General features: G+C 71.2%; 8 protein-coding genes. 1 reads left to right on the top strand and 7 read right to left on the bottom strand.

Features of this window, described 5'->3' with window-relative positions; translation table 11 throughout:
* Positions 1 to 39 precede the first annotated feature (39 nt).
* Complete coding sequence (locus ACFULQ_RS46465; protein WP_020137379.1) at positions 40 to 396, bottom strand: iron-sulfur cluster assembly accessory protein; 357 nt, start codon at positions 394 to 396, stop codon at positions 40 to 42.
* A gap of 265 nt (positions 397 to 661) precedes the next feature.
* On the opposite strand from ACFULQ_RS46465, the gene nadA reads away from it, so the two are divergent.
* Positions 662 to 1858: a quinolinate synthase NadA gene (gene nadA / locus ACFULQ_RS46460; RefSeq protein ID WP_383557119.1), complete on the top strand. Its 1197-nt coding sequence runs from the start codon at positions 662 to 664 to the stop codon at positions 1856 to 1858.
* Positions 1859 to 1879: 21 nt separating this feature from the next.
* On the opposite strand, the gene ACFULQ_RS46455 is transcribed toward nadA, so the two are convergent.
* The 6 genes from ACFULQ_RS46455 to ACFULQ_RS46430 all read right to left on the bottom strand — a co-directional run bounded on the left by ACFULQ_RS46455 (position 1880) and on the right by ACFULQ_RS46430 (position 11077).
* Positions 1880 to 4111, bottom strand: coding sequence for a protein kinase (locus ACFULQ_RS46455; RefSeq protein WP_383557116.1), 2232 nt, complete (start codon positions 4109 to 4111; stop codon positions 1880 to 1882).
* Positions 4112 to 4184: 73 nt separating this feature from the next.
* On the bottom strand, positions 4185 to 5330 hold the full coding sequence (locus tag ACFULQ_RS46450) for an RNA polymerase sigma factor (protein WP_383557125.1): 1146 nt from the start codon (positions 5328 to 5330) through the stop codon (positions 4185 to 4187).
* Between the two features lie 16 nt (positions 5331 to 5346).
* Entirely contained in the window at positions 5347 to 5772 is a 426-nt protein-coding gene (locus ACFULQ_RS46445; RefSeq protein WP_383557115.1) for a YciI family protein, read from the bottom strand.
* Between the two features lie 162 nt (positions 5773 to 5934).
* Positions 5935 to 9036, bottom strand: a complete 3102-nt coding sequence (locus ACFULQ_RS46440) for an efflux RND transporter permease subunit (protein ID WP_383557113.1) — start codon at positions 9034 to 9036, stop codon at positions 5935 to 5937.
* 134 nt (positions 9037 to 9170) lie between these two features.
* On the bottom strand, positions 9171 to 9851 hold the full coding sequence (locus ACFULQ_RS46435) for a response regulator (protein WP_383557110.1): 681 nt from the start codon (positions 9849 to 9851) through the stop codon (positions 9171 to 9173).
* The gene (locus ACFULQ_RS46430; protein ID WP_383557122.1) at positions 9848 to 11077 is read right to left on the bottom strand and encodes a sensor histidine kinase; all 1230 of its coding nucleotides are present in this window, start codon (positions 11075 to 11077) and stop codon (positions 9848 to 9850) included. The genes ACFULQ_RS46435 and ACFULQ_RS46430 overlap by 4 nt, the downstream gene beginning before the upstream one ends.
* Positions 11078 to 11101: the final 24 nt, after the last annotated feature.

Raw genomic sequence — 11101 nt, 5'->3', positions numbered from 1 at the left:
CCCCTCGCCGGGGGGCCACCGCCTTCTGTCGCGTCTGGCTCAGCTGAAGGAGTCGCCGCAGGCGCAGGAACCGGTCGCGTTCGGGTTGTCGATCGTGAAGCCCTGCTTCTCGATGGTGTCCACGAAGTCGATGGACGCGCCGCCCAGGTACGGGGCGCTCATGCGGTCGGTGACGACCTTGACGCCACCGAAGTCCTTGACCACGTCACCGTCGAGCGAGCGCTCGTCGAAGAAGAGCTGGTAACGCAGGCCGGAGCAGCCGCCGGGCTGAACGGCGACGCGCAGGGCCAGGTCGTCACGGCCTTCCTGGTCGAGCAGGGCCTTGACCTTCGCCGCGGCGGCGTCGGACAGGATGATGCCGTCGGTGACGGTGCCGGTCTCGTCCGATACGGACATCTACATCTCTCCCGGGTTGTACGGAGACTGCTTGCCGACTGGTGCAACCGGCAAGGCCGCGGATTCATTCCGGGCCGGACGCCGGATTTTCGGCGCCTTCTTCATGCTCGCACATGCGGCGGTGAGCAGAAAATGCCGCGTCCGGGCCCCCTGAGCCCCGTTTCGGGATTCACGTCACATCGACGCAATGACCATCGTCAAAGTGACGTGAACCGGGTTATGATAGATAACGTCAGTTCGACGAAAAGTAGAAAGGGTGCGTGTCGTGACCACCGCCCAGACCACGGAGCTCGACGTACAGCCGACTCCGCTCGCCCTGTTGCTGCTCGGCCGTGAGGCCGACCCAAGGAGCGAGCGGGGCGTCGAGTGCCCCGGCGACCTGCCTTCCCCGTCCGACCCCGACCTGGTCGAGCGCGCCCGCGCGGCCAAGGAGAAGCTCGGCGAGAAGGTGTTCGTCCTCGGCCACCACTACCAGCGTGACGAGGTCATCCAGTTCGCCGACGTCACGGGCGACTCCTTCAAGCTGGCCCGGGACGCGGCCGCCCGCCCGGAGGCCGAGTACATCGTCTTCTGCGGTGTGCACTTCATGGCCGAGTCCGCGGACATCCTCACCTCCGACGACCAGAAGGTCGTCCTGCCCGACCTCGCCGCGGGCTGCTCGATGGCCGACATGGCGACGGCTGAGCAGGTCGCCGAGTGCTGGGACGTACTGACCGAGGCCGGCATAGCCGAGCAGGTCGTGCCGGTGTCGTACATGAACTCCTCGGCGGACATCAAGGCGTTCACGGGCAAGCACGGCGGCCTGATCTGCACCTCGTCGAACGCGAAGCGGGCCCTGGAGTGGGCCTTCGAGCAGGGGGAGCCTCATTCGACAAAGGTCCTCTTCCTCCCCGACCAGCACCTCGGCCGCAACACCGCCGTGCGGGACATGGGCATGTCCCTGGAGGACTGTGTCGTCTACAACCCGCACAAGCCGAACGGCGGTCTGACCGCCGAGCAGCTGCGGGACGCGAAGATGATCCTGTGGCGCGGCCACTGCTCGGTGCACGGCCGCTTCTCGCTGGAGTCGGTCGAGGACGTCCGGGCCCGCATCCCCGGCGTGAACGTCCTGGTGCACCCCGAGTGCAAGCACGAGGTCGTCGCCGCCGCGGACTACGTCGGTTCGACGGAGTACATCATCAAGGCGCTGGAGGCGGCCCCGGCCGGCTCGAAGTGGGCCATCGGGACCGAGCTCAATCTCGTACGACGGCTCGCGAACCGTTTCGCCCCCGAGGGCAAGGAGATCGTCTTCCTCGACAAGACGGTCTGCTTCTGCTCGACCATGAACCGCATCGACCTGCCCCACCTGGTGTGGACCCTGGAGTCCCTGGCCGAGGGCAAGCTGGTCAACCGCATCGAGGTCGACAAGGAGACCGAGGCCTTCGCGAAGCTGGCACTGGAGCGGATGCTGGCGCTGCCGTAGCGGTCCCCTGGGGCCGTGGGCTCACCCCGGGTTCCGCCCGGGGTGGGCCGGGTCGAGGCTGAAGACGGTGCCGTCGGGGGTGCTCGCGATCAGCGCGCCGCCGTACGGCAGGACCGCGGACCTGGTCGAGTCGCCGGTCGCGAGCCGTTCGGCGTGGGTACCCGTCTCCCACAGCAGCGTCCCCTCGCGGGCGTCGAGGGCCGCGACCCGGCCGCTGATACTGGCCAGGTACAGGGTGCGGGTGCGGGCGTCGTAGGTGGGCCGGCCCGAGCCCTCGACGCTGGTCCGGGTCTGCCACAGCTGCTTGCCGGTCAGCGGGGACAGGGCGGTCACCTGGCCGTCGGCACCGGTGACCCACAGGGTGCCGGCGGCCAGGGTCACCGAGCCCACATAGGTCTTCGCCAGTTTCCTCGTGGTACTGGCGCCCGTGTCCGGGTCGGTCAGCAGGATCTCGTCGAACGTCACGTCCTGGAGACGGGCCGGGCCGCTGATGCCGTCCATGAGCACGAAGGCCAGGCGGCCGTCGACCGCGCCCAGCAGACCGCTCCCGTTCGGGGTCTTCAGGCGCCGGACCACCGACCCGTCGGTCCGGTTCAGTTCCAGCACCTCGGCGGACCGGGTCTCGTCGTCCGGGAAGCAGTGCTGGTAGAGGCCGGACCCGGCCGTCAGGAACTGGCAGTAGTCGCCTGCGGGCAGCTGCACGGTCCAGCGATCGGTGCCGGTACGGGGATCCCGGGCGGTCGCCAGCCCGCCTGTGGTGTCGGTGGTCAGGACGAGGCCGTCGGCCATGACCAGATCGACGGCGGCGCTGTTCACCCTGCGGGTCCACAGCTGCGCGCCGCTCTCGGTGTCGAGGGCGACGACGCTGGTCCCCGCCTCGGAGGCGCCCTTGAAGACGGTCTGCTGCACGACCATGGCGTCGTCCTGCACGCCGAGGAGCGTAAAGGTGTTCAGCTCGCTTTCGCCGGACTCGGCGGTCGCGAGGGAGGAGCGCCAGACGGTTTCGCCGGTACGGCCGTCCAGTCGTACCGGAAGGATGTCGTTGCCCACGCAGTAGACGGCGTCCTGGTACGTCCCGCAGGTGGCGTCGCCCGGGGCTCCGACGTCTTTCGCGAGCGGCTGGACCTCGCCCCGCGGTGCCGTCTCGAACGTCGTCGTCCGCCAGGGCCCCCAGCCGGTGGGCACGGCCGCCCACCGGGATGACCTGGCCGAGGAGGAACTCGGGGACGGAGAGTCGTCCGAGAAGCCCGGTCCGAGGGTGAGGTACCAGAGCAGGCCCAGCGCCACCGCGCCCGCCGTGCCTGCGCTCATCAGCAGCGGGCGGGCCCGGCGGCCACGGCGTCCCGGCGGTCTCGTCCCGTGCGCGGGACCGGCCCCGCCGACGGTCTCCTCGACGGCCCTCAGCACCTGGCTGCGCAGCGTCATGGTGTCCGGGGTGTCGGCCCCGGGCAGGGCGTCCGCGAACTCCTTGGCCAGCTGGTCGAGTTCGGGGCGGTCCGCGGCCTCCTTGGTCAGACAGCGCTCCAGGATCGCGCGCAGGGGCGATGCCACGCCGTCGAGGACGGGCGCGTCATGGACGACCCGGAAGGCGGTCAGATAGGGGCTGTCGGCGTCGAACGGCCCGCGTCCGGTGGCCGAGAACACCAGCAGCGCGCCGAGCGAGAAGACATCGGAGGCGGGGCCGACCGTGCGCGCGTCGGTGAACTGTTCCGGGGACATGAAGGGCGGGGTGCCGATCATCTGCCCGGTCTCGGTGAGGGTGTTGTGGTTCTCGGCGGCGCGGGAGATGCCGAAGTCGATGACGCGGGGCCCGTCCTCGGCCAGCAGGACGTTGGCGGGCTTGAGGTCGCGGTGCACGACCCCGGCCCGGTGGATGTCCCGCAGCGCCTCCACCAACCCGAGGGCCAGCAGCCGCAGTTCGGTGCCCTTGAGCGCGCCCCGCTCGCGGATCCGGTCGGCGAGGGAGGGCCCGGGCACGTACTGGGTGGCCATCCAGGGCCGTACCGCCTCGGGGTCGGCGTCCACCACCGGGGCGGTGAAGGCGCCGCTCACCTTGCGCACGGACTCGATCTCCTGGCGGAACCGGGCGCGGAAGACCCTGTCCTCGGCGTACTGGGCGTGCACCACCTTCACGGCGACCTCGCGCCCGGAGCGGGATCTGCCCCGGTAGACGATGCCCATGCCGCCGGAGCCGAGCCGGTCGAGCAGTCTGTAGCCGCCGACCGATTTCGGGTCGTCCTTGTGCAACGGCACGCCCGAATCCCCCTCCCCGTGCACGGCAGTTCGAGGGCACAGCATATGTAAAGGGCTTCGCCGGGCGTGAAGCTCAGCGGCTCCCGCGGGTGTTGAGGCGGGCCGCCCGGCGGGTCAGGTAGTCGCGTTCGGGGAGGTTGGGGGCCTTGTGGGCGGCCTCCGCGTACAGCCGGGCCGCGGTCGCGAGGTCGCCGTCGCGTTCGTGGAGGTAGGCCGCGACCGCGGTGTGCCGGGGCAGGGAGTCGTCCAGCGCGGCGAGGGCGGCCAGGCCCGCGCGGGGGCCGTCGGCCTCGCCCACGGCGACCGCGCGGTTGAGGCGGACGACGGGGCTGTCAGTCAGGCGGGCGAGTTCGTCGTACCACTCGACGATCTGCACCCAGTCGGTCTCCTCGGCGGTTTGCGCGTCGGCGTGCAGGGCGGCGATGGCGGCCTGGGCCTGGAACTCGCCCAGCCGGTCCCGGGCGAGGGCGCGCTGGAGGATCCCGACGCCCTCGGCGATCGCCGTGGTGTCCCAGCGGGTGCGGTCCTGCTCGGCGAGCGGCACCAGGGCCCCGTCCGGGGCGGTGCGGGAGGCGCGGCGGGCGTGGTGGAGCAGCATCAGGGCGAGCAGGCCGGCGACCTCGGGGTGGTCGATGGCCGCGAAGAGCTGCCGGGTGAGGCGGATGGCCTCGGCGGCGAGGTCGAGGTCGCCGGAGTAGCCCTCGTTGAAGACCAGGTAGAGCACGCGCAGCACGGTGGCGACATCGCCGGGCTGGTCGAACCGCACACCGGAGACGGTCCGCTTGGCCCGGCTGATGCGCTGGGCCATGGTCGCCTCGGGGACGAGGTAGGCCTCGGCGATCTGCCGGGTGGTCAGACCGCCGACCGCACGCAGGGTGAGCGCGACCGCGGAGGACGGGGTGAGCGAGGGGTGGGCGCACAGGAAGTACAGCTGGAGCGTGTCGTCCACGGCGGGCGCGGGGCCGGGCGCCGGTTCCTCGTCGATACGGTCCTCACGGCGGCGGCGTGCGGTGTCCGCGCGGGTCGCGTCGAGGAACTTGCGCCAGGCCACGGTGACCAGCCAGCCCTTGGGGTCCCGCGGCGGGTCGGCCGGCCAGCTGCGCACCGCCTCGACGAGCGCGTCCTGGACGGCGTCCTCGGCCGCCGCGAAGTCGGCTCCGCGGCGGACGAGGACGGTCAGCACGCCCGGTGTGAGGCTCCTGAGCAGCGCCTCGTCGATCGGCGGAGCGGTCTTCTCATCCACCGGCGTGGCAGTCGTCCGTGGCCGTGGGCGCCGTCGCGTAGAACGGGCGCAGCTCCAGCCACTCGTGGATCGGCTTCCCGCCGGCACCGGGGGCGGCCGACAGCTCCCCGGCCAGTTCGAGGGCCCGCTCGTAGGTGTCGACGTCGATCACCATCCACCCGGCGATCAGGTCCTTGGTCTCGGCGAACGGACCGTCGGTGACCGGCGGGCGCCCCTCGCCGTCGTACCGCACCCACGTCCCCTCGGGAGCGAGCGCCTGGCCGTCGACGTACTCCCCGGTCTTCTCCAGCCGCTCCGCGAAGTCCCGCATGTACTGGATGTGCGCCGAGATCTCCTCGGGCGTCCACTTCTCCATGGGCACGTCGTTGGCCGGAGCCGGAGCGCCGCGGTAGTGCTTGAGCAGCAGGTACTTGGCCATGATGTCTCTCCTCGGTCCCGATGCGGCCCATTGTGGCCGCTCGCACTACGGGGACGGAGCGGGACGCGGGTTCTCGACATCGGCGCGGAGATTTCTTTTTCCCGGTTTTCCCGTGGAACGGCGGGAGCCCCCGCAGCGGTGGCTGCGAGGGCTCCTGGCGGGTCAGACGCCGGCCGGTTCCGGTTCCTCGGCCGGGGTCGGTGCCGCGGGGGTCTCGCCCCTCTTCGCCGCCCGCTTCTTGGCCCGACGCTCCTTGCGGAGCTCCAGCATCGTGTAGAGCGTCGGGACCAGGAGGAGGGTCAGCAGGGTCGAGGTGATCAGGCCGCCGATCACGACCACCGCGAGCGGCTGGGCGATGAAGCCGCCCTCGCCGGTGACGCCCAGCGCCATCGGGAGGAGCGCGAAGATCGTCGCCAGTGCCGTCATCAGGATCGGGCGCAGCCGGTGGCGGCCGCCCTCGACGACGGCTTCCACCACGCCGTAGCCCTGCTTGCGGTACTGGTTGATCAGGTCGATCAGCACGATCGCGTTCGTCACCACGATGCCGATGAGCATCAGCATGCCGATCATCGCGGGGACGCCCATCGGGGTGCCGGTGACGATCAGGAGGCCGAGCGCGCCGGTGGCCGCGAAGGGGATCGAGACCAGCAGGATCAGTGGCTGGGCCAGTGAGCGGAAGGTCGCCACCAGCAGCATGAAGACGATCGCGATGGCCGCCAGCATGGCCAGGCCCAGGTTCTTGAACGCCGAGTCCTGGTCCGAGGTGACCCCGCCGATCTCGGCCGTCGCGCCCGCCGGGAGCTTCAGGGCGTCCAGCTTGGACGTGAGGTCCGCGCTGACCGCGCCGGTGTTGTCGCCGGTCGGCTTCGCCGAGATCGTGGCGGCCCTCTGACCGTCGATCCGGGTCATCGACACCGGGCCGTCCACCAGCTTCACGGTGGCGATGTCACCCAGCTTCACCGGGCCGAGCCGCAGGTTCCGCAGCTGCTCCAGGGTGGCCGCCGGCTTCGCCGACCTGATGACGACGTCCCGCTCGGTGTCGTCCAGGATCGCCCGGCCGGCCGTCGTGCCCTTGACGGCCTGGGTCACCGCGGCGCCCAGCGTCTGGTCGTCGAAGCCCGCCGCGGCGGCCTTGTCGTTGGCCTTCACCGAGATGCGCGGCACGCTCTGCGCGAGGTCACTGGTGACGTCGGTGACGTCGTCCAGGCCCGCCACCGCCTTGCGGACCTGCTCGGACGCCTCGCGCAGGACCTTCGCGTCGGCCGCCTTGACGACCACGCTCAGGTCCTGGCTGCCGAAGCCGTCACCGGCGGCGACGGTCGTGGTGCCGATGCCGTCGAGCTTCCTCAGGCCCGCCTCGATGTCGTCCTGGACGTCGTCGTAGTGCGCCGAGTCCTCCAGCATCACCTGGTAGGACGCCTGGTTGGTGTCCGTGCCGCCACCGAAGGCCGCCATGAAGCCGGAGGAGCCGATGGTGACCTGGTAGTCCTTGACGCCCTTGGTGCCGGCCAGCAGCTTCTCGACCTTCCTCGCCTGGACGTCGGTCGCCGCCAGGCTGGTGCCGGGCTTCAACTCCTGCTTGACGGTGAGGACTTCCTGCTCGCCCTGGTCGAAGAAGTTGGTCTTCAGGAGCGGGGCCATGCCGAAGGTGCCGAGGAGGATGACGACCGCCAGCAGCACGCTGGTCAGCCGGCGCCGGGTCGCGAAGCGCAGGACGGGGACGTAGAAGCGCTGGAGCCTGCTCCTCGCCTCCTTCTCCTCCGCGATCCGGCGCGCCTCGTCGGCGTCCTCGGGGGTGTCCTTCGGGGCGCGCAGGAACCAGTACGACAGGACCGGGACGACCGTCAGCGACACCAGCAGCGAGGCCAGTAGGGCCGCCGTCACCGTGAGGCTGAACGCGCCGAACAGGGCGCCCACCATGCCGCCGACCAGGCCGATCGGGAGGAACACGGCGACCGTGGTGAGGGTCGAGGAGGTGACCGCTCCGGCCACCTCGCGGACCGCGTTCAGGATCGCCGCCTGGCGCTCCTCGCCGTAGCCGAGGTGCCGCTTGATGTTCTCCAGGACGACGATGGAGTCGTCGACGACCCGGCCGATGGCGATGGTCAGCGCGCCCAGCGTCAGCATGTTCAGCGACAGGTCGCGGGTCCACAGCACGATCAGGGCGAGCACCACGGAGAGCGGGATGCTCACCGCCGTCACCAGCGTCGAGCGCACCGACGCCAGGAAGACCAGGATGACCAGGACCGCGAAGAGCAGGCCGAGGGCGCCCTCGGTGGTCAGGCCCGAGATGGCCTTCGAGACCGCCGGGCCCTGGTCGCTCACGACCGTGATCGTGGCGCCTGAGCCGAGGTCCGCGCGCAGGGCGGGCAGCTTGTCCTCGACCGCGTCCGAGATGGCGACCGCGCTGCCGTCATGGTCCATCGTCACGGCGACGGAGAGGCTGGGCCTGCCGTCGGTGCGGGTGAGGGAGTCGGCCGGGGCCTCGGTCTGCTCGACGGTGGCGATGTCGCCCAGACGGACCGGGTTCCGGCCGGTGATCATGAGGTCGCGGATCTGCTCGACGGAGGTGAAGCCGCCGCCGACCTGGACCGTCCGGTTGGCGCCGTCCTCGTCGAAGGAGCCGGCCGGGACGGTCGCGCCGCCCGCCTGGAGCGCCTGCGCGAGGGACTGGGTCGTCAGGCCCGCCGCCGCCAGCTTCCGGTCGTCGGGGGTCACGGCGACCTGGAGGTCGCGGACACCGCTGACGGTGACCTGGCCGACGCCGTCGATGTTCTTCAGATCCGGTACGACGGTCCGGTCCAGCTGATCCGCGAGGGCCTGCTGGTCCTTGTCCGAGGTGACGGCGAGGACGACGGTCGGCATGTCGTCCGTGGAGCCCGCGACCACCTGCGGGTCCACGTCCTCGGGCAACCGGGCCCGGTTGACGGCCAGTTGGACGTCGGCGACGAGCTGCTTGGTGTCGTTGCCGTAGTCGAAGGACGCCATGATCACGGCGTTGCCCTCGCTCGCCGTGGAGGTGACGCCGGAGATGCCGTCGACGGCTTCGAGGTTGTTCTCGATGGGCTCGACGACCTGCTTCTCGACTACGTCGGGGGCGGCGCCCTGGTAGGGCGCGATCACCGACACCATCGGCAGTTCGATGGTGGGCAGGAGCTGCTGCTTCAACTGCGGGATCGCGATCGCGCCGAACGCGATCGCGATGAGGGACATGAGGCCTATGAGGGCCCGCTGCGCGAGGCTGAATCGGGACAGCCAGGACATGGGTGAGGGTTCTCAATTCTGTGAGCGGCAGAAACGGCTCCTCAACCCTGTGCCATGGGTGTGAGGTGTTCCGTAGCCCCCAGGTCCATTTCCTTGTACGGCGTCTACTCCGGCCGCAGTACGCGCACCAGGAATCACTCCACCCTCGGCCGTACCAGCCCCGACTCGTACGCGATCACCACGAGCTGGGCCCGGTCACGGGCGCCCAGCTTGGCCATGGCCCGGTTGACGTGGGTCTTGACGGTGAGCGGGCTGACCTCCAGGCGCTCGGCGATCTCGTCGTTGGAGTGGCCACCGGCGACCTGGACGAGGACCTCGCGCTCGCGGACGGTGAGGGCGGCGAGGCGTTCGGTGCGGACGGGGTCGTGCTCGTCGTCCGCGTCGCCCTGGGCCAGGAAGCGGGCGATCAGGCCCTTGGTGGCGGCCGGGGACAACAGGGCCTCGCCGCCGGCCGCGACCCGGATGGCGCTGAGGAGCTCCTCGGGCTCACTGCCCTTGCCGAGGAAACCCGAGGCCCCGGCCCGCAGGGACTGCACGACGTAGTCGTCGACCTCGAAGGTCGTCAGGATGACCACACGGACGTGCGCGAGGGACGGGTCGGCGCTGATCATCCGGGTGGCGGCGAGACCGTCCGTGCCGGGCATCCGGATGTCCATCAGGACCACGTCGGCGCGCTCCTGCCTGGTCAGCCGCACCGCCTCGGCGCCGTCGGACGCCTCGCCGACCACCTCCATGTCCGGCTCCGAGTCGACGAGCACCCGGAAGGCGCTGCGCAGCAGTGCCTGGTCGTCGGCGAGCAGGACACGGATCGTCATACGGGCTCCCCCGGTCGGTCCCTTGCGGCGGTGCGGGTCTTGACCGGCAGGATCGCATGGACGCGGAAGCCGCCTCCGTAGCGGGGACCGGTGGTGAGGGTGCCGCGCAGGGCGGTGACGCGCTCACGCATGCCGAGCAGCCCGTGGCCGCCGCCGCTGTCCGGGTCGTGGTCCTCGCCGTTGCCGTTGTCCAGCACCGTGATCTCCACGTTCGGGCCGACGCGTACGACGCTGACCTCGGCCTTCGCCTCCGTCCCCGCGTGTTTCTGCACGTTGGTGAGGGCTTCCTGGATGACCCGGTAGGCGGCGAGGTCGACGGCGGCGGGCAGGGCGGTGCCGTGGTCGGCGCGGGCGACCTCGACATGGAGGCCCGCGCTGCGGAAGGTGCCGACGAGTTCGTCGAGCCGGGCGAGGCCGGGGGCGGGTTCGGTGGGCGCCTCGGGGTCGCCGGACTGCCGGAGCAGACCGACGGTGGCGCGCAGTTCGTTCAGCGCCGAGCGGCTGGCCTCGCGGACGTGGGCGAGGGCCTCCTTGGCCTGGTCGGGGCGCTTGTCCATGACGTGGGCGGCGACTCCGGCCTGGACGTTGACCAGGGCGATGTGGTGGGCGACGACGTCGTGCAGGTCGCGGGCGATGCGCAGGCGCTCCTCGGCGACCCGTCGGCGGGCCTCCTCCTCGCGGGTGCGTTCCGCCTTCTCGGCGCGCTCCCGGATCGCCTGGACGAAGGCGCGGCGGCTGCGCACGGCGTCGCCCGCGGTGGCGCCGATGCCGGTCCAGGCGAAGATGCCGAGGTTCTCCTGGGCGTACCAGGGCAGCGGGCCCGCGAGCATGGCGGCGCCGGTGAGCACGGTCATGGTGAGCAGGCCGACGCGCCAGGTGGTGGGGCGGTCGGTGGTGGAGGCGACGGTGTAGAGGGCGATCACGGCGGCCATGGCGACGGGGGCGCGGGGGTCGCCGGTGACGCACTCGGTGACGGAGGCGGCGCCGGTGAGGGCGAGGACCGTGAGGGGGGCGCGGCGGCGGAAGACCAGGGCGGCGGCGGCGAGTGCTATGAGGAGGAGGCTGAGGGGGGCCGGGGTGCGGATGCTCCAGCTGACGTCGTGCTCGCCGTGCGGGTCCACGAAGGAGCCGGCCACCATGCAGACAAGGACACCCGTGGCGAGGAGGGCGTCCGCCGCGACGGGGTGGGCCTTGAGGTGGCGGCGGACTCGGTCTCGGGGGGTCACGTCTTCCTGCGGCGCTGGGGGCGG

This window comes from Streptomyces sp. NPDC057253 (genome assembly GCF_042669125.1).
GTDB lineage: Bacteria > Actinomycetota > Actinomycetes > Streptomycetales > Streptomycetaceae > Streptomyces.
The sequence above is the reverse complement of the archived record's forward strand: the minus strand, read 5'-3'. Positions and strand labels throughout refer to the sequence as shown.